23 protein-coding genes are annotated in these 21,978 nt (G+C 68.6%); 13 read left to right on the top strand and 10 right to left on the bottom strand.

The window, feature by feature from the left end; all coding sequences use genetic code 11:
* Window positions 1-6: 6 nt before the first annotated feature.
* Complete coding sequence (locus ACZ54P_RS00900; protein ID WP_465459508.1) at window positions 7-2,508, bottom strand: M14 family zinc carboxypeptidase; 2,502 nt, start codon at window positions 2,506-2,508, stop codon at window positions 7-9.
* Between the two features lie 89 nt (window positions 2,509-2,597).
* On the bottom strand, window positions 2,598-2,915 hold the full coding sequence (locus ACZ54P_RS00895) for a nucleotide pyrophosphohydrolase (protein WP_061980383.1): 318 nt from the start codon (window positions 2,913-2,915) through the stop codon (window positions 2,598-2,600).
* Between the two features lie 151 nt (window positions 2,916-3,066).
* On the opposite strand from ACZ54P_RS00895, the gene ACZ54P_RS00890 reads away from it, so the two are divergent.
* The 5 genes from ACZ54P_RS00890 to ACZ54P_RS00870 all read left to right on the top strand — a co-directional run bounded on the left by ACZ54P_RS00890 (window position 3,067) and on the right by ACZ54P_RS00870 (window position 7,785).
* The gene (locus ACZ54P_RS00890; RefSeq protein ID WP_465459507.1) at window positions 3,067-3,969 is read left to right on the top strand and encodes a nitrate- and nitrite sensing domain-containing protein; all 903 of its coding nucleotides are present in this window, start codon (window positions 3,067-3,069) and stop codon (window positions 3,967-3,969) included.
* Window positions 3,966-5,279, top strand: a complete 1,314-nt coding sequence (locus tag ACZ54P_RS00885; protein WP_465459506.1) for a DUF6880 family protein — start codon at window positions 3,966-3,968, stop codon at window positions 5,277-5,279. Before ACZ54P_RS00890 ends, ACZ54P_RS00885 begins: the two co-directional genes overlap by 4 nt.
* 167 nt (window positions 5,280-5,446) lie before the next feature.
* Window positions 5,447-7,003, top strand: a complete 1,557-nt coding sequence (locus tag ACZ54P_RS00880) for a DUF1841 family protein (protein ID WP_465459505.1) — start codon at window positions 5,447-5,449, stop codon at window positions 7,001-7,003.
* Between the two features lie 69 nt (window positions 7,004-7,072).
* Window positions 7,073-7,372 carry a type II toxin-antitoxin system Phd/YefM family antitoxin gene (locus ACZ54P_RS00875; protein ID WP_465459504.1) on the top strand — a complete coding sequence of 100 codons (300 nt, stop codon included), beginning with the start codon at window positions 7,073-7,075 and terminating at the stop codon, window positions 7,370-7,372.
* Window positions 7,369-7,785 carry a PIN domain-containing protein gene (locus ACZ54P_RS00870; RefSeq protein WP_465459503.1) on the top strand — a complete coding sequence of 139 codons (417 nt, stop codon included), beginning with the start codon at window positions 7,369-7,371 and terminating at the stop codon, window positions 7,783-7,785. Before ACZ54P_RS00875 ends, ACZ54P_RS00870 begins: the two co-directional genes overlap by 4 nt.
* Before the next feature lie 49 nt (window positions 7,786-7,834).
* Here ACZ54P_RS00870 and ACZ54P_RS00865 read toward each other — a convergent pair whose 3' ends face one another.
* From ACZ54P_RS00865 to ACZ54P_RS00855, 3 genes are all read right to left on the bottom strand, one after another.
* Window positions 7,835-8,008: a hypothetical protein gene (locus tag ACZ54P_RS00865; protein ID WP_465460243.1), complete on the bottom strand. Its 174-nt coding sequence runs from the start codon at window positions 8,006-8,008 to the stop codon at window positions 7,835-7,837.
* Window positions 8,009-8,347: 339 nt separating this feature from the next.
* Entirely contained in the window at window positions 8,348-9,280 is a 933-nt protein-coding gene (gene coaA / locus ACZ54P_RS00860; RefSeq protein WP_465459502.1) for a type I pantothenate kinase, read from the bottom strand.
* Between the two features lie 156 nt (window positions 9,281-9,436).
* Window positions 9,437-10,078 carry a macro domain-containing protein gene (locus tag ACZ54P_RS00855; protein ID WP_465459501.1) on the bottom strand — a complete coding sequence of 214 codons (642 nt, stop codon included), beginning with the start codon at window positions 10,076-10,078 and terminating at the stop codon, window positions 9,437-9,439.
* Between the two features lie 97 nt (window positions 10,079-10,175).
* Between ACZ54P_RS00855 and pheA the strand changes: the two genes are divergently transcribed.
* The 3 genes from pheA (at window position 10,176) to ACZ54P_RS00840 (ending at window position 12,515) form a co-directional block, all read left to right on the top strand.
* Window positions 10,176-11,084, top strand: coding sequence for a prephenate dehydratase (gene pheA, locus ACZ54P_RS00850; RefSeq protein ID WP_465459500.1), 909 nt, complete (start codon window positions 10,176-10,178; stop codon window positions 11,082-11,084).
* Window positions 11,081-11,701: a histidine phosphatase family protein gene (locus ACZ54P_RS00845; protein ID WP_465459499.1), complete on the top strand. Its 621-nt coding sequence runs from the start codon at window positions 11,081-11,083 to the stop codon at window positions 11,699-11,701. Before pheA ends, ACZ54P_RS00845 begins: the two co-directional genes overlap by 4 nt.
* A 160-nt stretch (window positions 11,702-11,861) precedes the next feature.
* Window positions 11,862-12,515, top strand: coding sequence for a DUF4232 domain-containing protein (locus ACZ54P_RS00840; protein WP_465459498.1), 654 nt, complete (start codon window positions 11,862-11,864; stop codon window positions 12,513-12,515).
* A 4-nt stretch (window positions 12,516-12,519) separates the two neighbouring features.
* Here the strand turns inward: ACZ54P_RS00840 and ACZ54P_RS00835 are convergent, their stop codons facing one another.
* The 4 genes from ACZ54P_RS00835 to ACZ54P_RS00820 all read right to left on the bottom strand — a co-directional run bounded on the left by ACZ54P_RS00835 (window position 12,520) and on the right by ACZ54P_RS00820 (window position 15,851).
* On the bottom strand, window positions 12,520-12,957 hold the full coding sequence (locus tag ACZ54P_RS00835; RefSeq protein ID WP_465459497.1) for a hypothetical protein: 438 nt from the start codon (window positions 12,955-12,957) through the stop codon (window positions 12,520-12,522).
* 60 nt (window positions 12,958-13,017) lie between these two features.
* Complete coding sequence (locus ACZ54P_RS00830; protein ID WP_465459496.1) at window positions 13,018-14,277, bottom strand: MFS transporter; 1,260 nt, start codon at window positions 14,275-14,277, stop codon at window positions 13,018-13,020.
* A gap of 214 nt (window positions 14,278-14,491) precedes the next feature.
* Window positions 14,492-14,842: a metallopeptidase family protein gene (locus ACZ54P_RS00825; RefSeq protein ID WP_465459495.1), complete on the bottom strand. Its 351-nt coding sequence runs from the start codon at window positions 14,840-14,842 to the stop codon at window positions 14,492-14,494.
* Window positions 14,843-14,846: 4 nt separating this feature from the next.
* On the bottom strand, window positions 14,847-15,851 hold the full coding sequence (locus ACZ54P_RS00820) for a septum formation family protein (RefSeq protein ID WP_465459494.1): 1,005 nt from the start codon (window positions 15,849-15,851) through the stop codon (window positions 14,847-14,849).
* A 94-nt stretch (window positions 15,852-15,945) separates the two neighbouring features.
* Between ACZ54P_RS00820 and ACZ54P_RS00815 the strand changes: the two genes are divergently transcribed.
* The 4 genes from ACZ54P_RS00815 to ACZ54P_RS00800 are packed head-to-tail and all read left to right on the top strand — an operon-like array spanning window position 15,946 to window position 19,196.
* Window positions 15,946-16,557 carry a hypothetical protein gene (locus ACZ54P_RS00815; RefSeq protein ID WP_465459493.1) on the top strand — a complete coding sequence of 204 codons (612 nt, stop codon included), beginning with the start codon at window positions 15,946-15,948 and terminating at the stop codon, window positions 16,555-16,557.
* Window positions 16,558-17,724: a glutathionylspermidine synthase family protein gene (locus ACZ54P_RS00810; RefSeq protein ID WP_061980369.1), complete on the top strand. Its 1,167-nt coding sequence runs from the start codon at window positions 16,558-16,560 to the stop codon at window positions 17,722-17,724.
* Window positions 17,725-17,782: 58 nt separating this feature from the next.
* Window positions 17,783-18,235, top strand: a complete 453-nt coding sequence (locus ACZ54P_RS00805) for a DUF350 domain-containing protein (protein WP_061980368.1) — start codon at window positions 17,783-17,785, stop codon at window positions 18,233-18,235.
* A gap of 55 nt (window positions 18,236-18,290) precedes the next feature.
* On the top strand, window positions 18,291-19,196 hold the full coding sequence (locus tag ACZ54P_RS00800; RefSeq protein ID WP_465459492.1) for a haloalkane dehalogenase: 906 nt from the start codon (window positions 18,291-18,293) through the stop codon (window positions 19,194-19,196).
* 86 nt (window positions 19,197-19,282) lie between these two features.
* On the opposite strand, the gene ACZ54P_RS00795 is transcribed toward ACZ54P_RS00800, so the two are convergent.
* Window positions 19,283-20,566 carry an aspartate aminotransferase family protein gene (locus ACZ54P_RS00795; RefSeq protein ID WP_465459491.1) on the bottom strand — a complete coding sequence of 428 codons (1,284 nt, stop codon included), beginning with the start codon at window positions 20,564-20,566 and terminating at the stop codon, window positions 19,283-19,285.
* A 133-nt stretch (window positions 20,567-20,699) separates the two neighbouring features.
* Between ACZ54P_RS00795 and serS the strand changes: the two genes are divergently transcribed.
* Window positions 20,700-21,968: a serine--tRNA ligase gene (gene serS / locus ACZ54P_RS00790; protein ID WP_465459490.1), complete on the top strand. Its 1,269-nt coding sequence runs from the start codon at window positions 20,700-20,702 to the stop codon at window positions 21,966-21,968.
* Window positions 21,969-21,978 lie beyond the last annotated feature (10 nt).

The following is a 21,978-nucleotide window of genomic DNA, read 5'->3' as shown; positions in this document are numbered from 1 at the left end:
CCCACGTTACTTCGCGGCGGCCCAGTAAATCGCCTTGGCCACCTGCGAGTACAAGCCCTTCGGGTGATCACGGAACAGCGGCTCGGTGCCGAACAGCACCACGTTCCCGCCGAGTGCCGAAGTGCCCGAGACGACGGCCGCCTGGCCCGCCGCCTGCTGTGGTCCTCCCGTGCCGTCGTCCCGGGTCCGCCAATGCCCCGCGACCAGGGGATTCCCGCTCGCGTAACGCTGCTCGACACTGACCGAGGAACCGAGATCGGTGAACCAGAACGGCCCGTAGACGAACGAGTCCGGCAGCGCGCCCGCGCCGACCGGGCCGGTCCCGTTGACGACCGAAACCACGCCGTTCCCGTCCTCCCAACCGGCCACCGGACGCGCTTCGAGAAGTCCGACGTCGGCGTTGAAGCGCGCGCCTGTCGCACCGCGGGTGACGACGCCGCCGCGAGCGAGGAAGGCGCGTAGAGCGTCCTTCGCCGCCGGGTTGAGGTCGGTGTAGCGAAGCCCCGAAGACACGAACAGCAGGTCGATCCGCGACCAGTCGAATCCGGCGTCGAGTACCGCCGTCGACACCGGCCGGACGTCGAAGCCCATGTCCCGCAACGCCTTCAGCTCGTCCGGACCGACAGCACCCGCGATCGTCTTGCGGCCGAGCGGGGTCGCCGCGCCGCTCGCCTCGGTGAGCCGGACGCCGTAGCGGTCCGCCATTTCGGCGGCGACCGGGCGCGCCGAGGCGGGTACGACGATCGTGCCGTCGGCCGTGCGGCCCAAGGTGATACCCCGGTTCAGCAGGTCGTTGACGGCACTGACGTCCTTGCCGTCGACGAGCTTCAGCGCGAGGTCACGGCCGGGAGCGGCGTCGATGCCGCCGGTGGGCGACGCCGCGGCGACGTCGTGTGCCCGGACGTCGAGCCTGCCCTGGCGGACGATGTCGACCGACGCGCCCCACAGCAGCCGGTGACTCCAGCCGGAGATGTCGTACATGACCGGCACCTTCGCCGAGATGTCGCTGCCCTGCTCCAGCATCACGTTCGCCAGACCGCGCTTCGGCTGGTGCATGTCCACCAGGTACGAACCGGCCGGATACCGGCGCCCGGCCAGACTGAACGGACGATCGGCCCGCTTGACCCGGACGTCGTTGGCCACCAGGTGGTCGACGAGCCGGGAAGCGGCGACGGCCGAGCGCTGGCCGGCGCCGGCGGGGATGACGTACGCGCGCGGGAACTCCGTGCGGTAGCGGTCTTCCGGTCCGAATCCGGGCACGAACCCGTCGGGGATCTCGCGCTGCGCCTCGCCGGCGCCGCCGCGGCGGAACATCTCGATCTGGTTCGCGATCAGCTCACCGCGGTTGCGGTCGACGTAGGCCAGCGTGCTGCCGATGGTGGCCTCGACGACCTCGGTGTTGATCACCGCGCGCCGCTGGAGTTCCGCCACGGGCCGCGTTTCGTAGTCCGCGTTGTTGACCCGCATCGGGATCTCGATCGTGAACGACACCGCGCCGTGGTACATCGCGTACTGGGCGGTGTAGATCGGCGCCCAGCCGTCCCAGCTGCCGGGTTCGTAGTCGCGGAACGGGATCTCCGGCTTCGCCGTCTCCGGCCGCCCGAGCGCCTTGACCGCCTGCTCCATGCCGAGACCGTTGGCGTAGCCGTGCTTGAGGTAGAGGTCGAAGTCGTAGTTCTGGCCGTGCGGCGGCGTGGTCGGCTCGATGAGCGTGTTCTCGACGTACCCGTGTTCGTCCAGCATCATCAACGGCTGCTTGCCGATGGCGATCCCGCGCATGGCCCGCACTTCCGGCTGCGACGCGGTGACGAAGTCGCGGTTGGGGTCGAAACCCTGTGACGTCTGCCGCGTGCCGGCGACCCGGCCGTCCGGATTGGCCGTGACGTTGAAGTAGAAGCGGTTCCGTTTCAGCAGCTCGGTCGTTTTGGGATCGTTCGACGTCGCCAGCTTCTCGATGACGCGCAGCGCGCCGTCCGTGCCTTCCCATTCGTTGCCGTGGATGTTGTTGTTGATCCACACCGGCGCCTTGTAACCGTGGCGCAGGAACGGGTCGCGGGCGGCACGGGCCGGGTCGTTCTCGATCAGCGACCGCCAGGCGTCCTGCCGTCGCGTCTCGAAGGGACTTTCCGGCGCCGTGAGTGTCACCAGGTAGAGGTCGCGGCCGAGGCCCGACTGTCCGGCGATCTCGACGGAGATCCGGTTGCTGCGTGCCTGCAAGGCGTTCAGTTTCGGCGCGATCGCGTGATACGGCGCGAGCCCGAGCTTGATCGACTTGTCGCCCGGGTTCTCCGGGTAGACCCGCAGGTTGGTCTTGCGTGGATAGCCGGAATGGTCGCCCGCGACGTTCTCGCCCGCCGCGGCGCGCGCGGTGCTCATCGGCGGGTCTGTCGCGGCGATCTCGTTGCGGTCCGGTCCGTTGCCGGGGTCCCGATGCGTCGTCGTCGGCGGCGGCGCGGCGTACGCGGGCGCGGCGACCGCGCTCAGGGAAAGCATCAGTGCCAGAACCACGGTGCGAGCCGAACGCGACAAGGGCCACCTCCAGAGACGTCGGCACAGTCTTTCGGCTCGCTAACGACGTCACAAGACCCGAAAGGCGGCTAATCGGGCGCCGGGAAGCGATGCTCGTTCCGGTCGATCTTGGCGTTGGCCGCCTCGATCAGGTCGACGCCGAGACTGTTCGCCAGCTGGAGGAGATACAGCGTGACGTCGGCGATTTCGTCGACGACGTTGTGCGCCAGTTCCGGGTCGGAACGCCACTTCTCGGACTCCTCCGGGGTCAGCCACTGGAACAGTGAGGTCAGTTCGCCGACCTCGCCGGACAGCGCCATGACCAGGTTCTTCGGGGTGTGGAACGGTTCCCAGGCCCGTGCCGCGGCGAAGTCGCGGAGGCGCTGGTTGAGGTCGTCGAGTGTCACGTGCTGTGCCTACCAGATCGTCACGGTGCGCTAACGGCCGTATGGCGGACGAGCGTTGACGTGCAATTTGCAACTTGCATAGCGTCGCTCCGCGTCGGGGAATCGATCCGGAAGGAAAGCCTTGACGTACCAGCGAAGCCTTCGCTCTCGCATGCTCTCCATCGCCTTCGTACCGAGCGCGGCTCTGGTGCTCGTCGCGCTGTTCATCGGCGGATTCCTCGTCCACCAGGCCATCCAGGTCCGCGACGACGCCGAAAGCGGAGCCGTCACCATGGTCGAGGCGAGCCGGGGGATCGCGGCGCTGCAGCGAGACCGGGCGGTCGCGTTGAAGGCACCGGGCAGCCGTTCCGCCACCTACGCCGCGTACGCCGATCGCATCGACACTGCGCTTTCCTCCCTGCGGGAGATCGCGCGAGTCGCCCCCGACGCCGAGGTCGGCTACCAGCAGACGATCGCCGTCGAACTGCTCACCGTCGTCGAAGGGATGGACCGCAGCGACTCGCTCGCGGTCGCCGGAATCGACGACGAGGGAAGGCGCGACTACGCCGCGGCTGTCGGCGCCTACCGGTCCAGGCTCGACGCCGTGGCCGGAACGTTGACGGAGAGTAGCCGTCAGGTCTACCGGAATCTGGTCGGCAGCGAGGACTGGAGCCGGTTCGGCGCGGTCGAGAACGCGCTGAGCACGGCCACTCCGCCGCCTGTCGGGCAGGACGCCTGGCGCGCCGCGGCGGGTGTCGTCGGCCGGTCCCTCGGCGACCTCGCCACCCGGCAGATCGAGTACTCGGCGCAGCTCGCGATCGACGGGGGTCGCCGGGTGCTGAGCGGCGCCCTCGCCGCCGCCGGGGCGATCTCGCTGCTCGCGTGGGTGGTGATGGCGATCGTGATGCTGCTCGCCCGGCGGCTCCCGATCCCGATCATCCGCTGCCCGGCCCGCCTCGAAGCCGCGCTTCCGGAGTCTTTGGGCTGGTCACACCGTGTACACGGTTACGCCGAAAAGAGCACGCTGTTGGCCCACACGCGTCGGCGAACCGGTCGGGCAGACTTGTCCGGGTGAGTTCGACGACGGATCTGCGCCCCTACCTGCGCACCTTGGACGCGGAGACGCTGGCGGACCTGCTGCATGCCCACGCCGAGCGTGACCCTGTGTTACGGCAGGCCCTGGAGAACCGTTTCCACCCTCAGGGGAGTGATCTCGCCGAGGCGCACCGCCTTCTCGACACCGCCGTGACGGCGGGGAACGTCGAGTATGCCGCGAAGGTCGGCTCGGTTCTCGACACGCTCCAGCGGCTCCTCGACGCCGGTAGCCGCGCCGATCTGGCCCCGCTCGCCCGCCGGACCGTGGACGACATCAGCGAGATGCTGGAGCAGATCGACGACGCCTCCGGTGAGGTCGCGGACCGGCTGGACCGGGCCGTCGAGCTGTACGCGCGGGCCTGCGTCGCGCGCCCGCCGGATCCGGAAAGCCTGGCCGACTGGATTCTCGAAGTGGAGTTCGACGGGCCGGGCTGGCCGGCCATCGAGCTGTCCGACTTCGCTTCCGCGTTGGGAGACAAGGGAATCGCGCGAATCAAGTCTACTGTGGACACAGTGCTCGCGGAGCAGTCGTCCGGTGCGAAGCGCGAGACGGCCGAGCGGTTGCGTGAGGAACTGGCGGAGGTGTCCGGCGACGTCGACGCGCTCGTCGCGATCCTCGCCGCCAAGCCGCCGCGGGTCGACGTCAGCCTCAAGATCGTGCGCGTGCTGCGCGCGGCGGGACGGCACAGCGAGGCCATCGCGCACGCGGCGCGGGCGCTCACGCACGACAAGAAGGAAGAAGCACCTCCGGTCGAAGACGAGCCGATTCCCTTGTCTCGCAAGGAATTCGACGAGAGTCCCACCAGTACGACCTATCTCGCGCTGCGCGAAGAGGCGCTGGAAGCGGGGCGATGGGTCGCGCAGCGAAAGACCGCGCTGGCCCGGTTGCGTGAACTCGCCGCCGAGGGCACGGAAGCCGCCGACGAACTCGTCCGCGCGCTGCTCGGCGAGGATCGCGCGGACGAGGCCTGGCGGGCGGCAGTGCGTTTCGAAGCGTCTTTGCCGGTGCGCGTCGAACTCGCGGATTCGCGTTCCGTCGCCCATCCCGCCGAAACCATTCCCGTCTACCGGGACCATGTCGAAGAATTGATCACGCACAAAGATCCGAATTCCTACCGCGAGGCCGCCCGGCAGCTGCGCAAACTTCGCACGGTGCACAAAAAGGCCGGTACGGCCGAAGAATTCGGCTCGTACCTCGCCACATTGGTGGAAATACACAAACGCAAGACGCGACTGATCGCCGAGATCAAGGCGGCGAGAATCGCGATTCCGAAAACGGTCAAGGCGTAACCGTGGCCGTCGCCGGTCGTTATCCGAAGTGAACCGAGGAAACCCGGCGAAGTCGCGGTGGTCCTGAACCGGTGTCCGCCCGCGCCCTCCCCGCGACCTGGACCTCCGTTTCGCGCCCGGGACCACCGCGACGAGCCGGTCCGGGTCCGCGTGAAAACATGTGGTTCATGAGTCCGGTGAGTCGTGCCCGCAAGAAGGCAGCCCAGCCCGCCACTCCGAGTGTGACGGGCCTCTTCAAGGACGTCCTCCGGGACTTCTCGACCCTCGGCGCCGAACCCGAGGTGCTCGATGTCGAACTGCTGACCTCCGAGGTGCTCGGCCAGTGGTGGGAGATCGAGCTCGAAGAGGGTGAACAGCCGCTGGGCCTGGAGCTCATCGCCTTCGCGGAGCGGAAGATCACCCCCGCCGCGGCGGCGCTGCTCGCCGGCCTCAAGGTCTTCGCCGAGACCGAGGAAGAGCGCGAGGCGGCCGCCTCAGCGCTGGACACCGTGCTGGGCCGCGGGATCCCGGAGCCGGAGTGGGTGGCGGACCTGGCCGCGGTGACCGTGGGGGACTGCTGGCGGACCGGTGACGTCTTCGGGGACGAGTCCTCCCTTCTCTGCTTCTTCTCCCGCGGCGGTGTCGAGCACGGTCTGCTCGCGCTGGTCGACTTCACCGAGGGCGGCCGGATCCGCGACGTCGTCGTGGTCGACAAGCCGCACGACGTGCTGGCCGACATGCGGCAACAGGCCGCCGACGACCCGGAACTGGTCACGTTGGAGCGGGTGCTGCCCGAGCGCGCCCACCAGCTGCTCGCGGACGGGCTGGCCGCGACGGACGTCGTCGAGGAGCCCGACGTCAGCGAGGACTACGCGCGGTTCCACGCGCTCGCGCTGGCCTGGATCCGGGCCCTTCCCACCCCCGAGCCCTCGCCCGAGGTCACCGAATGGCCCGAGCAGGTGCGTGAAGAGGTCGTCGCCGACTTCATCGGTTCCGGGCTCGTGGAGGACACCGAAGCGACGCGGTTCTACGCGCGTCTCCTTGTCGACTACGGCTGCGAGACCGAGCCGGGCAGCCCGCTGCGGGTCGGCCCCGAGAAGCTCGCCCGGTTCCTCGAGTCCCTGCTGGACGGCGAGTTCGAGGTCGACGAGGCGTATGAGGACGCGCTGGAGCCCGCACTGCTCGGCTGGGTCACCTGGGCCGCCGACCGCGCCGGTCTCCCCGAAGCCGCCCGTGTGGCGCTGCTGGAAAGCGCGACGGAGTTCCTGGAGGAGTTCTCGCAGGAAGAAGATTCCACCCTCGACGTCTACTTCGACGGTTCCGAGGGGATCGAAGACCCGGCGGAACTCGCGGAGGCCCTCCAGCGGCGGATGTTCGCCGTCCCCACGGTCTACACGGAGATCGGTGACGAGGAGCTGGAACTCGAGCCCGCCGACCCCGAACAGCGCCGTCTGCTGGTCATCGGTGAGCACCCCGAATATCACGAGGCGCTGGCCGAGGAGACCTTCGACGGGGAGCCGAGGCTGCGGCTGGCGCTCAAGACCACGATCGTCGACCAGCTCTGGGCCGACGAGCCCGCCGAGGTCTGGCAGGCCGTGCGCCGGCTGAGCGAGAGCGGCCAGGAGCGCGACGAGATCTTCGACCGGCTGATCGACGCGCTGTCCGCTCAGCTGAGCGAGGCGGGCGAACACGAGATGGACTACGACATCGACGACTACCGTAAGGCACTCGCCGACCTCGGCTGACGTCGCTTTTTCACCGGTCACGATCTCTCCCGGCCTTGCCTTCCCACCCAGTCCGTCTAGTCTGTCTAGATGGAAGCAGCAACCTGGCAAGTGCAGGACGCCAAGCAGCGGCTGAGCGAGCTGTTGCGCCGGGCCGCGGCCGAGGGGCCGCAGTTCGTCACGAAACATGGGGAGGAGGTGGCCGTGGTGCTGGACATCGTGGACTACCGCAGGCTGGCCGGAGGCGGTGAAGCCGTCGATTTCAAACTCGTGCTCTCCGGCGAGCAGCACCATCCCGAATACGGGGAGGCGCTGGCCGACGTGCTGGAGGAGATCGCCGCCGAGCGTGCGGAGGATCTGCCGAGAGATGCCGCGGAGGTGAGCGGGTGAGCTTTCTGCTGGACACGAACATCGTGTCCGAAGCCCGGCGCCGCACGAAGAACCCGGGTTTCGCCCGGTGGTGGGGCGGGGTGTCGTCGAGCAAGCTCTACCTGAGCGCGCTCACCGTCGGAGAGATCGAGAGGGGGATAACGAAACTCAGGAATCGAGGAGACCGGGACCGCGAACGGGCGGACGCCTTGGCCGACTGGCTGGCCGGGCTCACCGCGCAGTTCTCGGAACGGATCCTTCCGGTGACCGCCGAAATCGCGGCCGAATGGGGCAGGCAGTACGCGCCGCGGAAAGTGCCGTCCATCGACGGACTGATCGCCGCGACCGCCCGGGTCCACGAGCTGACCCTGGTCACCAGGAACCTGGCCGATATGGCCGGGCTCGGCGCGCAGGTGCACAACCCGTTCGACTGAGCTGTATTCGACCGAGCTGTACAGGCTTCAGCCGGGTTCGGCCCCGGCCTCAGCTGAGCGGTGCCGCCGGGGTCCCCTTGCTCTCCGTGACGTCCGGCTTCTTCCAGCGGCGGTCGCCGCGGGCGTCGTCGAAGTCGACGACGAAGGCGCCGGCGGCCATGGCCACCAAGAGTGCGAGACCGAGAATCGAGCCGACCCAGGTCAAGATGATCGAGAGCATCATGACCCTCCTCCCTGCTCAAGGTCCGTTTAGAGACCTCTTGTTCCCCTGACACAAGGGTCACCTCGGGGGGCTGTAGCCGGTATCGGCCAACCGGTTACACGTACTGAGCGTGGATCGGCCGATCGGCCGAGGAAATCCGGCCATCGGTCGCGGCGTGCGACCGGACGGCGTCGGCGCCTCGCCGGTGGTGCGAAGGCTGCTGCTTGTGAGGGAACGGCCGGAATTCGTCCGGGTGATCGGCTTCCGGTGAAATGATCTTGGATGTCGTCGTGAAACGCTCGCCGTGAGTAGAGATTCCGTGAGTATCCGGTTACCCAGCGTCCATGCGCGGAGCTTGCCTCAGAGTTTGCGCAGCCGGACCCGGTTGATCGTGTGATCGGCGTCCTTGCGGAGAACGAGGGTCGCGCGGGGCCGTGTCGGCTTGATGTTCTCCATCAGGTTCGGCTCGTTGATCGTGCGCCACAGGTGGCGCGCCTCGGCTCGTGCCTCGTCGTCCGGGAGGCCGGCGAAGTGGTGGAAGTGTGACGCAGGGTCCGCGAAGGCGGTGTGCCGCAGTTTGAGGAAGCGCTCGATGTACCAGCGCTCGATGTCGGTCGTCGGCGCGTCCACGTAGATCGAGAAGTCGAACAGATCGGAGACGGTGAGCCGAGGGCCGGGCTGGAGGACGTTGAGCCCCTCGAGGATCAGGATGTCGGGACGCTGAACGACCTGTTCCTCGCCGGGAAGGATGTCGTAGGCGAGGTGTGAGTACACCGGCGCGCTGACCCGTTCCGCCCCGGACTTCACCTCGGTGACGAAGCGCAGCAGGGCCCGGCGGTCGTAGCTCTCCGGGAAGCCCTTGCGATGCATGATCCCGCGCCGGACCAGTTCCGCCCGCGGGTGGAGGAACCCGTCGGTGGTGACCAGGTCGACCCTGGGGTGATCCGGCCAGCGGGCGAGCAGTGTCCGCAGGATGCGCGCGGTGGTCGATTTGCCGACGGCGACGCTTCCGGCGATCCCGATGATGTACGGCACCTTGGTGCCCCGACTGTCTTCACCGAGAAAGGTGGTGGTGGCTTCGTGTAACCGTTGCCGGGCGGCGACCTGGAGATTGATCAGCCGGGACAGCGGAAGATAGACCTCAGCGACCTCGGCCAGATCCACCTGCTCGCCCAGACCACGCAGCCGCAGCAGTTCCGCGGCCGTCAGCGGCAGTGGGGTCGACCTGCGCAGCTCGCGCCACTGTTCACGGTGCAGCTCCACATAGGGACTGAGCTCACGGACCCGCGGCATCGCACACTCCTCGCCCGTCGCCTGCGCTGGCGCCGTACAAAACCGTGTTGACGAGTTCTCGGCGGGAAATGAGCCTCGAACCGGATGAATCCGCTTTAACGGTAGGGCTTACGGCTCGTGAACGCGCTGCGATGTGATGTAGCCCGCGTCGGGGCGTTACCGTCCGTTACGGGGGCGGGGAGTCGAAAAGACCTCGTCCCAGGCCGCGGCGACCTGCCGGGCGCAGGTGGCGGGTGCGACACCGCCGACACCGGTGCCGAGCCCGGGCATCGCGATCGTGTGCACCAGGTCACGGACCCGGCCCTGATCGACGCTGCCGTCGCGCCACTGCCGGAACACGGCGCGGGCGGCCAGGTACGGGTGCACGGTGTCGCGCGGGAGACGTTCGCCGGGTTCCCGCATCGTCGGAGCGCTGATCAGCCAGGCGGGTTCCGCCTCGCCGGTGGGCACGATCACCGTTTCCCCGATCGGGAGCTCCCCGCCGTGGTAGGCGAGTACGGCGCTGCGCACGTTCTGCTCGACCTCGGGGTAGGCGCGGGCGTAGACGGCGTCGATGCCACCGCGCATCCAGCCGTAGGAGTTCGCGGGGCTGACGACGGCCTGCGCGACGACGTCGAGCACCGACCCGCGGTGCACGAAGACCCGTCCGTCCACAGTGTCCGCGACGGTGGTCCAGGCTTGCGCGAGCAGGTCATCGACGGCGCACAGCACCAGCTCGGGGGTGGGATGGTCCGGCAGGGGAGCACGAGAGGAGCCGACATCCGCGTGGCTGGTGTGCGTGCCCGATTCGGCGGTCACGCGCTAAGCATGGCAAAAAAAGCCACCCGGCGTAACCGGTTCGCGTACCGGCTGTCCGAGTGAATGTCGCCACTCGCGGCGTGCGTAATCTGGCGAGGTGTCACGGATCGCTTACTTCGGCCCACAAGGAACCTTCACCGAACAGGCCGCACGCCGGCTCGCCCCCGGCGAGGAGCTGACCCCGGCGGAGACCATCCCGGCGGCGTTGGCCGCGGTGCGCGCCGGCGAGGCCGACGCGGCCTGCGTCCCGATCGAGAACTCGGTGGAGGGCGCGGTCACCGCCACCCTCGACAGCCTGAGCGACGCCGAGCCGCTCGTCGCGGTGGCGGAGGTGCTGCTGCCGGTCCACTTCAGCGTGCTGACCCGGCCCGGGACGACTGATATCCGCACCGTCGCCAGCCACCCGCACGCGCTCGCGCAGGTCCGTCACTGGGTCGAGGCGAACCTCCCCGGCGCCCGTCCGGTCGCGACGTCGTCCACCGCCGCCGCCGCGGTCGCGGTCGACGCGGGCGAGTTCGACGCCGCCGTCACCGCGCCGGTCGCCGTCGAGCACTATCCGCTGGAGGTGCTGGCCACGGAGGTCGCCGACGTTCGCGACGCCAAGACCCGGTTCCTGCTGGTCCGTCCGCCCGGCGAACTGCCGTCGCCGACCGGCGCCGACCGCACGTCGATCGTCGCCGCGGCGACGAACCGCACCGGCGCGCTGGCGGAACTGCTCACCGAACTGGCCGTCCGCGGAATCAACCTGACCAAGCTGGACGCTCGTCCGACCAGGAACAACTTCGGCGAGTACCGCTTCTTCATCGACTTCGAAGGGCATGTGACCGAGCCCCGGATCGGCGACGCGCTGGCCGCGTTGCGCCGCCGGTGCCGCAACGTGCGGTTCCTCGGGTCGCACCCGCGCGCGGACGGCGGCACGACCGAAGTCGAACAAGGCGCCGCCAATGAGGACTTCACCGACGCGATCGACTGGGTCGAGTCGGTCCGGAATGGAGTACAGGCGTGAAACTTCTCCTCGTCCGCCATGGCCAGACCGACGGCAACGTCCGGGGCGCGCTCGACACCGCTCTGCCCGGCCCGCCGCTCACCGAACTGGGCCGCGAGCAGGCCCGTGACCTCGCGACGAGGCTCGGCGGGGAGCCGATCGTCGCGGTCTACGCTTCGCAGGCGGTTCGCGCCCAGCAGACGGCCGCGCCGTTGGCCGCCAAGCTCGGCCTCGACGTCCAGGTCGTCGACGGTGTGCACGAGGTCGCCGCGGGTGATCTCGAGGGCAAGACCGACAAGGACTCGGTCGCGGTCTACATGAGCGTCGTGCGCCGGTGGACGCTCGGCGAACTCGACCCGCCGATCCCCGGCGGCGAGACCGGCGCGCAGGTGCGCGCCCGATTGCTCGACGCGGTCGCCCGGCTGCGCGCCAAGCACGAGCAGGCCGACCCCGACGGCACGGTCGTCTTGGTGAGCCATGGCGGCGCGATCCGGCTCGGCGGCGAGTGGCTCGCCGGGAACGTCACCGCCGAGGTCGCCAACCAGGGCCTCGTCCCGAACACCGGCATCGTCGAACTCGTCGCGACCGACGGTGGCTGGAATTGCCTGACCTGGGCGGACGTCCCTCTCGACCGCTGACCCGGGGCTCATGCGGTAATCCCGTTTGCCTCCGCTCCCGCCGGGGAATACACCCCACGAGATCAATTAACACCTTGTGGGGAATTAACCGGGGGAGCGCAACCCCGGTGCCGGACAAGACGTCTACTGATCGGTGGGTCACCCGGCTACAGGGAGGCGAATGACCATGGTTCGTTCGAAGACGATCTCCATCGGCGGTCTCATCGCGGGTACCGCCGGGCTCCTGCTGATCAGCGCGTGCGGTTCGGAAACCGCCCCGGTCGCGCAGAGTTCGTCCGCGTCGCCGTCCAGTTCGGCACCGGACACCTCGGCCGCGCCCAGCGCGAGCCCGTCGAGTTCCACACCGGCCCCGCAGCCCGCACAGGGCGGGGATCCGGCGCCGAAGAACGACGGGCTGTGCAAAGCGGGAGACGTGAAGCTGTCCGTCGCGGGCGGTGACGGGGCGGCGGGGACGGTGTACCGGCAGCTCGTCATCACCAACACCAGCGGACACGCGTGCACCATCCAGGGCTTCCCCGGCATCTCCTACGTGACCGGCGCGGACGGCCACCAGGTCGGTGAGGCCGCGTTCCGCGACGGCACCAAGGGCGAGCCGGTCAAGTTGAACACCGGCGAGAGCGCGTCCGCCGACATCGGTTTCGTGAACGTCCGCAACTACGACGAGGCGGTCTGCAAGCCCACCGAGACCCGGGGACTGCGGGTGTACTTGCCGCAGGAGACGGCGTCGAACTTCGTGCCGGTGCCTGGGCTCGGCTGCGCGGGGAAGATCCCCGGCAACCAGCTGACCGTCAAGACGGTCCACAAGGGATCCTGACGGGTCAGAGCTGGGTGCAGAGCTGTTCGGCCTGCGCCAGATGCCGCTGGCCGGAGATCTGGTTGAAGTGCAGGCTGAACACCATCCGGCTGACGCCGTCGATGTGCTCGGCCAGCGGCCGGTAGGTGTCGTTGGCGGCGGCCGCCGCCGCCGAGAGTTCGCGGGCGGCCGCCATCCGGTGCAGGATTTCGGGGGCCAGTACCGCCACGGGCCGCTGTCCCGGCGCCGAGTCGGTGGTGTCGGGGATGGTGCCGACCCTGGCCAGGGCCTGGCAGGCGTCTTGAGCGTCTTCGAGCGCTCCCGCGTTGACGCCCGAGAGCGCCCACAGCATGCCGATCACGCCGGCGCCGATGACGAACCCGGCGACCGCGGTGAGCACTTGCGGGCGTCTGGAAGGTCCTGCTGTTCCCACGCCGCCCTCCGGCACCAGTGTCTGCTGCATCGCGGACCTCCCTCACCAGCTGGCGGTGATGGGCTATTTCAGCACCAAAGGCCCCGGTTTTCACCGGTCTTGCTGGAGTACTCGCAAGGCCGTGGCCGATTCGTCATCGAAGGCGCCGGGGCGTAACGAGACGAACGCGAAACCGGCTACGCCGAACAGCAAGACCCCGGACGTCAGGAACGTCCGGGCCGGGGAACCCAGCGCGTGGGTGAGGACGCCGCCGAGCAGGGCCCCCACCGGAATCGCACCCCAGACCACGGTGCGCCACACACCGAGGACCCGGCCGAGCAGTTCCCCGGGGACGAGCGTGTGCCGCGCCGTCCCCAGCACGATGTTCACCGCGACCACGGCCGCCGCGAACAGGCCGAACAGTGCCGCTCCCGCCACCGCCGAACTCGTCAGGCCCATCCCGGCGAACGCCACGCCGCAGCAGGCCGTGCCCCCGAGGAGGACCGCGCGACGGCTGGACGTCTTCACCAGCCGCGGGGCGATGCCCGCGCCCAGTAACCCGCCGATGCCGCCCACGAACGCGAAGAGCCCGAAGGCCGCTTCGCTGAGACCCAGGTGCTCGATCGCGTACAGCACCAACTGCGCCTGTGCGAGTTCGCTGACCAGGCTGATCAGCCCGGCGACCACGACCAGGCGCGACACCAGCCGGTGGTTCTTCAGCCACCGGAAACCCTCCGCCAGTTCGGCGCGTAGCTCGGTCGACGCCCTTTCCGCGGGCCTCGGTCGATAGCTCCCGGCCAGTCCGAGCAGTACGGCCGCCGCGATTGCGAAGCCCACCGAGTTGAGCAGGAACGGGAACGTCGCGAAGAGCGCGAAGGTGGCGCTACCGACCGGCCCGCCGAGGAAGGTCTGGCCGACGATCTCGCAGGCCTGGAGTTTGCTGTTCGCGCTGTCGAGCGAACCCTTGTCGACGACCGCCGGGATGAGCACGTTCGCGGCGCTGTCGGCGACCACCTCCGCGAAGCCGATGAGCAGAGCGGCGGTGTAGACCACCCAGATCGTCACCCCGCCTGCCGCGACCAGGACGGCCATCCCGCCGACGACCACCGCGCGGGCGCCGTTCGCGAAGATCATCGCGCGTTTGCGGTCGATCCGGTCCAGCAGCGCGCCCGCCGGGAGCGCGAACAGCAGCCACGGCAGGAACTGGGTCGCCGAAAGCCCGGCGATGAGCAGCGGATCGCGGGTGAGGGTGACCGCGAGCAGCGGAAAGGCGACCTTGCCGATCCCGTCGCCGAGATTCGACGCCGCACTGGACGCGAGCAACCAGCGCAACCGCCGGTCACCCCTGCTGCGCGCCGTCGACTCGGCCATTGCACGCCTCCCCAGGCATTCGCCGGCGCCGGCCGACGACAACGTGGCGAAAAGTTTAGCGGGGTTGTCGCCCAAAGTGGCGGGCTTGTTACGCCCAGTTAAGAATCCGAAGAACCCGTGGTGTCCGGCGCACAAAAATCACCGACTACGCGGCCCTCGGCACGAAATCCGCCGAAAGGGAGCAAGGGACCTTTGCTATCGCCTGTGCCGCGGTTCAGCCCCAGCCGAGTTCGTGTAGCCGCGCGTCGTCGATGCCGAAATGGTGCCCGACCTCGTGGACCACCGTGATCAGCACCTCTTCGACGACGTCCTCCTCGGTGTCGCACATCTCGAGCAGCGGCCGCCGGTAGATCGAGATCCGGTCCGGCAGCACTCCGCCGTACTCGTGGGTCCGCTCCGTCAGCGCGACACCGTGGTAGAGCCCGAGGATCGTGGGGGATTCCTCGTTGTACTCCTCCACGAGGACCACGACGTTGTCCATCGCGTCCGCGAATTCGGGCGGGAGCTCGTCCAGCGCCTCCGACACCAGTTCCTCGAACCGCTGCTGGGTCATCTCGACGGGCACGCGCTCATCCTCCGGTCTTCGGGGCCGAAGAAGACGATGGCGGAGTCGACTGCCCGCCGTCGGACGGCGGGGCTTCGCCGTTGCCGACCTTGACGCTCCCGGTGACCGGTGCCAGCCCCTTGTTGTCCGGCAGGACCGCCGCCGCCTTGCAGTTCACCAGCGTCGACCCGGCGTCCCAGCTCTCCTGCTCACGGACGTCCCAGCTGAGGATGAGCTTCTTCGCCGCCAGGTCCGCGTTGCCGGAGTACTCCTGCGCCGCCGTCGAGCATTCGGTGTCCAGCCAGGTGTTCTGCTGCTCCTGTGACGGGTAGCCGTCCTTGAACTTCGTCTTGAGGTCGAGCATCGCGATGATCTCGTAGGAGTGCGGCTTGGCGCAGTCGATCGGGTCACCGAAGCTGTTGTTGAGCAGCGCGAGGCAGGTGCCCGCCTCCCACACCATGGACTGGTTCTGTTCCTTCGCCGGTCCGGTGGTCGGCTGCAGCTTGCCGCCGGGGCCCGCCCACTGCAGACCGCATCGCAGCTGCCGGTCGCCGTCCTCCCACTGCGCGGGCGTCGGCCGGAGCAGGTTCATGCTCAGCCTGCCGTAGGGATCCAGCGTGCGGCCGAGGTACGGCTTGACGTCGACGGTGCAGCGTGACCGGGCGATCTCCTGCCACTGGTCCAGGTTCGGGCTAGGCACGCCCGCCGGGTACTGCGCGCCGATGTCGACGACGCTGGTGACCTCGAACAGGTGGGACTCCGTGCACGGCACGCGCCGCGCGTCGGTGGCATCCGGGTTGTTCCAGGTCAGACAGGTGCCAGGGGGAGATTGGAACGCTTCGGTCGCGGCGGGCGACAGCTTGGGGGCACCGCCACCCACGCCGCCCTCCGGGCCGACATTCCACGAGAACGCCACACTCAGCGAAAGCGCGATGATCGCGCCCACGAACACACCGGCCATGATGAGCCGGGTGCGCAGGGTGCTCAGCGCGTTTCGCGGGTCACGGAACCGCTCGGCCTGTTGAGACATCCACTCCATGATGCCCGCGCCGCACGTAAGGTGCGCGTACCGGGTGGTTAGTGTTGGACACGGGTTCGTGCTGGCGGGCGATTACGGAGCTTCGATGACGCAGGATGACAACCGAGGGGGACAACCTCCCCAGGAGCCGCCGAAGCGCGGCTCGATGCGGTTCCAGGACGAGACGACGCAGGCGCGTCAGCCGTCGCTGGCTGAGCAGCGCGCGCGGCAGCAGGCGCTGGCGGAGCAGGAGCGGCAGGAGGCTCTTGCCGCCGAGGCCTCTCGTGCTGCCGAGAAGAAGTCGTCGACCAAGAAGAAGATCTTGATCGGCACCGGGGTGACCGTCGGGCTGGTCGGGCTGGTCGCGACGTTCTACACCGTCGCGAAGCCGGAGAACGTCACGGCCGTCTGCACCACCAAGGACGAGATCGTCGACAACGACCAGAACTGCGACGAGAACTACGTGCGGTCGCACGGGGGTCACGTCAGCGGCGGCTTCTTCTTCATCCCGATCGGCGGTTTCGGCGGGCCGATGCAGAGCTACCGCTACAACTACGGCGGCAGCGGCGCGATCGGGCAGCGCGTGTCCGGCGGTTCGTACACGGCGCCGCCGAACGCGAACGTCAGCACCAAATCGGGCAAGACCGTCCAGCGCGGCGGTTTCGGCATCAGCGGCAAGAGCGGCTCCGGCGGCAGCGGCAAGAGCGGGGGCTCGTAGGTGTACCGGGATTCCAAGCCGCCCCGGCGGGACTGGCAGAACATCGTCGAGGAGCAGGGCCTGGTCTTCGGCACGCCCGCCCGTGACGGGGCAGGCAAGTCCAGGCCGTACTGGGACGAGTCGGTCCACTACGTCTTCGAGATGGACGAGATCCTGTCCGTCGAGGCGGACGTGGAACTGCTGCACTCGATGTGCCTCGAAGCCGTCGACAACGTGGTGACCACCGAGCAGTACCACCGCTTCGGCATCCCAGAGTGGGTCTGGCCGCATATCGCCGAGTCGTGGAAGCGACAGGATCCGCACGTCTACGGCCGGTTCGACCTGCGCTACGACGGCAAGAGCCCGGCGAAGCTGCTCGAATACAACGCCGACACCCCGACCTCGTTGCTCGAGGCCGCGGTCCTGCAGTGGCACTGGAAGACCGCGGTCTTCCCGGAGAACGACCAGTGGAATTCGATCCACGAGAAGCTGGTCGAGCGTTGGGGCGAACTCGCCGACAAGCTGCCCTCCAACGAACTGCACTTCACCTGGTCGTCCGCGGATCCCTCCGGTGAGGACCACGTGACGACGGCGTATCTGCAGGAGACCGCCGCCGAGGCCGGACTCGACACCGTCGGGTTGTCGATCGAGGAGATCGGCTGGGATCCGGTGCTCAAGCGGTTCGTCGACCTCGAAGAGGCGCAGATGGCGACCGTGGTGAAGCTCTACCCGTGGGAATGGGTGGTCGACGAGGAGTTCGGCCGCTTCGCCGTCGAGACCATGCCGCGCACGCTGTGGGTCGAGCCGCTGTGGAAGATGATCCTCTCCAACAAGACGCTGCTCGCGATCCTGTGGGAGAACTACCCCGGGCATCCGAACCTGCTGCCCGCCTTCGCCGACGACCCCGGCCTGCTGACCGAGTACGTCCGCAAGCCGAAACTCGGTCGCGAGGGCGCGAACGTGCAGATCGTCGCCACCGGCTACGAGACGCAGACCGACGGCGTCTACGGCGCCGAAGGCTACGTCTACCAGGCGTTCGACCCGCTCCCGGAGTTCCAGGGTTACCGGCCCGCGCTCGGTGCGTGGATCGTCGGCGACCAGGCCGCCGGCCTCGGCATCCGCGAGACGGCAGGACTCGTCACAGACGACGGCGCGGCGTTCGTCCCGCACCGCATCGTCGAGTCGTGATAGAAGCAACCGCACAAACCTGACATTCCTGACCAGCTCGTACTTCTGGGAGAACCCTGTGACCACCACCCTTGCGCTGTCCGACACGTTCGGCTCCGACCTCGTGCGAGGGATCGGCGCGATCCTGTTGTACGGCGTCGTCGGCCTGCTGCTGATGTTCGCCGGCTTCTGGGCGATCGACTGGACCACGCCCGGCAAGCTTTCCCAGCTGGTCTCGCGCGGCCTGCCGAACGCGGTGATCGTCACCGCGTCGGGTCTGCTGTCGATGGCGTTCATCGTCGTCGTGGCGATCGCGAACTCCGCCAGCGACCTGACCGAGGGCCTCATCACGTCGCTCGTCTACGGCCTGCTCGGCATCGTGGTGCAGGTGCTGGCCGTCCGGCTGCTCGAGTGGGCGACGCGGATCGACGTCCGCTCGACCATCGAGAGCGAGAAGTTCGCCCCGGTCAGCGTCGTGGTCGCCGCCGCGCACCTCGCCCTCGGCCTCGTCGTGGCCGTCGGTATTTCGTAAATCCTTGTCGCACTGAAAACGGCATAGGCGCACGATTCCCACTACCGTGGGAGCCGTGCGCCTTTTGAGGACACCGGACGACCGGTTCTCGAACCTGCCCGACTTCGACTTCGAACCGCGCTACGCGGAACTCGTCGACCTTCACGGCGGCGTGATCAGAGTGGGCTACGTGGAGGCCGGACCCGAAAACGGGCCGCCTGTGCTGCTGCTGCACGGCGAGCCCACCTGGTCCTACCTCTATCGCAAGGTCATCCCGGTGCTCGCCGATGCCGGGCTGCGGGTCATCGCGCCCGACCTGGTCGGCTTCGGCCGCTCCGACAAACCCGGCGACATGGTCGACCACACCTACCAGCGGCACGTCGAGTGGATGCGCGCGTTCGCCTTCGACGTCCTCGATCTGACCGAGGTCACGATGGTCGGCCAGGACTGGGGTGGCCTGATCGGCCTCCGGCTGGTCGCCGAGAACCCCGACCGCTTCTCCCGCGTCGTCGCGGCCAACACCGGCCTCCCCACCGGCGACACCGACATGCCGGAGATCTGGCACAAGTTCCGCGAGACGGTCGAGAAAGCCCAGGTCCTCGACGTCGGCCGCTTCGTGCAGGGGGGATGCCAATCCCAGCTGCCGCCCGAGGTCCGCGCCGCCTACGACGCGCCGTTCCCGAACGAGATGTACAAGGCCGCGCCGCGCGCGATGCCGTCGCTGGTGCCGACCACCCCGGACGATCCGGCCTCGGCCGCCAACCGGGCCGCGCTGAAGGTGCTCGCCGAACTGGACAAGCCGTTCCTGGTCTCGTTCTCCGACGGCGACCCGATCACCGCGCCGTGGGGCCTCGAACTGCGGGGCGCGATGCGCGGGGCCCGCGAACTGGAGCATCCGACGATCACCGGTGCCGGTCACTTCCTGCAGGAGGACGCCGGCGGGCGACTGGGCGAGGTCATCGCGCGCTTCGTGAAGTCCTGACGCGCGCCAGGAAAGGCTCTTTCCTTGCAAAATTTGCAAGGAAAGAGCCTTTCCTGGCATCGGGCGGAGCTCGGAGAGGGCGTGGGTCAGGACACGGCCGCCAGCGCGTCCACGACGATCTCCAGCCCCTCCGCGGCCTCCTCCGCGGTGAGCGTCATCGGCGGCGCGATCCGCAGCACGTTGCCGTGCAGTCCGCCCTTGCCGATCAGCAGCCCCCGCGCCTTGGTCTCCTCCATCACCCGCGCCGCCGCCCGCGGGTTCGGCTCCATGCCGCCCGGCTCGACCAGCTCCACGCCGATCATCAGGCCCTTGCCGCGCACGTCCCCGACGAGCGGGTTCCCCGCCGCGCGCAGCCCGGCCAGCAGTTCGTTGCCCCGCGCCAGCGCGTTGGCCTGGAGATCGTGGTCGGCGATGTGGTCGAGCACCGCGGCCGCGCCCGCCATCGCGACCGGGTTGCCGCCGAAGGTCGAGATCGAGTTCGCGGTCAAGCAGTCGACGAGGTCACCGCGTGCCACGAGACCGCCGATCGCGAGCCCGTTGCCGAGGCCCTTCGCGAAGGTCATCGCGTCGGGGACGACGTCGTGCGCCTGGATCCCCCAGTAGTGTTCCCCGGTCCGTCCCCAGCCGGTCTGGACCTCGTCGGAGATGAACAGGATCCCGTACTGGTCGAGGACCTCCTTCATCGCCTTGAACAGGCCGTCCGGCGGTGAGCTGAAGCCGCCGACGCCCTGGATCGGCTCGGCGATCATGCAGGCGACATCACCAGAGGTGCCCGTCTCCAGGACGTCGACCAGGTCCGCGACGCAAGCGTCGATGTACTCCGTGTCCGACAGTGCGCGGAACGGGCTGCGGTATCGGTAGCCGCCGTGGACGTAGCTCACCTTCACCGGGCTGAGCGACGACGCCGACCAGCCGCGGTTGCCCGTTATGCCGACCGTCGCGAACGAACGCCCGTGATACGAGTTCCGCATCGCCAGCACCTGGTTGCTGCGCCGGTACTGCGTGGCGAGCATCAGCGCGGTGTCGTTGGCCTCGGTCCCGGAGTTGGTGAAGAACACCTTCGCGTCCGGGATGCCGGAGAGCTTCGCGATGCGCTCGGCCAGCTCGACCTGCGAGCGGATCAGGTACAGCGTCGACGTGTGGAGGATCCCGGTGTCGAGTTGCTTGCGTACGGCGTCGCTGATCGCCGAGACGTCGTAGCCCATCGAGTTCGTCAGGATGCCCGCGAAGAAGTCGAGATAGGTGCGTCCGGTCGAGTCGATGACCCGGCGGTCCTGCGCGTGCACGATCTCGATCGGCTCGTCGTAGTAGAGCGCCAGCCAGGACGGGAGTACCGCCTTGTGCCGCGCCAGCAGGTCCGCATCGGTCATCGGGTTTCTCCGTCCGCAGCAGGGAGATCTCAGTATGGGGACGGCCCGAAACGGGCGGCAACGATCAGACTGTCGGGTTATCCGCGCGGACCCGCACATTTTGTGCGGCTCGCACGGACTACTCTCAGCACTCGTGATTGACCCCAGGACTCTGCGCGATGACCCGGACGTCGTGCGCGCTTCTCAGCGCGCCCGTGGCGAGGACGAAGGAGTGGTCGACAAGCTGCTCTCCCTCGACTCCCGGCGCCGGTCTTCGATCGCCGCCGCCGACAAGCTGCGCGCCGAGCAGAAGTCGCTGGGCAAGCTCATCCCGAAGGCACAGGGTGACGAGCGGGCCGAACTGCTCGCCAAGGCGAAGGAGCTCGCCGCCCAGGTCAAGACCGCCGAGGTCGAGCAGACCGAAGCGTCGGAGGAGTTCGACCAGCTGCACCGCCTGGTGCCGAACCTGGTCCACCCCGACGCGCCCGAAGGCGGCGAGGACGACTACGCCGTGCTCAAGCACGTCGGCGAGCCGAAGAAGTTCGACTTCACGCCGAAGGATCACCTCGAACTCTGTGAGGGTCTCGGCGCGCTCGACATGGAGCGCGGCGCGAAGGTCTCGGGTTCGCGGTTCTACTTCCTCACCGGCATCGGCGCCCAGTTGCAGCTCGGGCTGCTGAACATGGCCGTCGCGCAGGCCACGGCGAACGGCTTCACGCCGATGATCACGCCGACCCTCGTGCGCCCGGAGATCATGGCGGGCACCGGCTTCCTCGGCGCGCACTCGTCGGAGGTCTACCGGCTGCGCGACGACGACCTGTACCTCGTCGGCACCTCCGAGGTCCCGCTCGCCGGCTACCACGCCGACGAGATCCTCGACCTGACGAAGGGGCCGAAGCGCTACGCGGGCTGGTCGTCCTGCTACCGCCGCGAGGCCGGTTCGTACGGCAAGGACACCCGCGGCATCATCCGCGTCCACCAGTTCGACAAGGTCGAGATGTTCGTCTACACGCGTCCCGAGGACGCCGAAGCCGAGCACGCGCGCCTGCTGGACTGGGAAGAGCAGATGCTCGCCAAGATCGAGGTCCCGTACCGGGTGATCGACACCGCCACGGGCGACCTCGGCACCTCCGCGTACCGGAAGTTCGACTGCGAGGCGTGGGTGCCTTCGCAGGAGACCTACCGCGAGCTGACCTCGACCTCGAACTGCACGACGTTCCAGGCCCGTCGCCTCGGCATCCGCTACCGCGACGACGACGGCCGTCCGCAGACCGTCGCCACGCTGAACGGCACGCTCGCCACCACCCGGTGGATCGTCGCGATCCTGGAGAACCACCAGCTCGAAGACGGTTCGGTCCGGGTGCCGGAAGCGCTGCGTCCCTTCCTCGGCGGAACCGAGCTGCTCGAACCGACATCGAAGTAGCGTTTCGCGC

This window comes from Amycolatopsis sp. NPDC034160, from assembly GCF_055575355.1.
The sequence above is the reverse complement of the archived record's forward strand: the minus strand, read 5'-3'. Positions and strand labels throughout refer to the sequence as shown.

Coding starts and splice junctions, on each gene's coding strand:
- ACZ54P_RS00890 (WP_465459507.1), top strand. CDS start 3,067: ATGCTCTCCATCGCCTTCGTACCGAGCGCGGCTCTGGTGCTCGTCGCG.
- ACZ54P_RS00880 (WP_465459505.1), top strand. CDS start 5,447: ATGAGTCCGGTGAGTCGTGCCCGCAAGAAGGCAGCCCAGCCCGCCACT.
- ACZ54P_RS00875 (WP_465459504.1), top strand. CDS start 7,073: ATGGAAGCAGCAACCTGGCAAGTGCAGGACGCCAAGCAGCGGCTGAGC.
- ACZ54P_RS00865 (WP_465460243.1), bottom strand. CDS start 8,008: ATGATGCTCTCGATCATCTTGACCTGGGTCGGCTCGATTCTCGGTCTC.
- coaA (WP_465459502.1), bottom strand. CDS start 9,280: ATGCCGCGGGTCCGTGAGCTCAGTCCCTATGTGGAGCTGCACCGTGAA.
- ACZ54P_RS00840 (WP_465459498.1), top strand. CDS start 11,862: ATGACCATGGTTCGTTCGAAGACGATCTCCATCGGCGGTCTCATCGCG.
- ACZ54P_RS00835 (WP_465459497.1), bottom strand. CDS start 12,957: ATGCAGCAGACACTGGTGCCGGAGGGCGGCGTGGGAACAGCAGGACCT.
- ACZ54P_RS00830 (WP_465459496.1), bottom strand. CDS start 14,277: ATGGCCGAGTCGACGGCGCGCAGCAGGGGTGACCGGCGGTTGCGCTGG.
- ACZ54P_RS00820 (WP_465459494.1), bottom strand. CDS start 15,851: ATGTCTCAACAGGCCGAGCGGTTCCGTGACCCGCGAAACGCGCTGAGC.
- ACZ54P_RS00815 (WP_465459493.1), top strand. CDS start 15,946: ATGACGCAGGATGACAACCGAGGGGGACAACCTCCCCAGGAGCCGCCG.
- ACZ54P_RS00795 (WP_465459491.1), bottom strand. CDS start 20,566: ATGACCGATGCGGACCTGCTGGCGCGGCACAAGGCGGTACTCCCGTCC.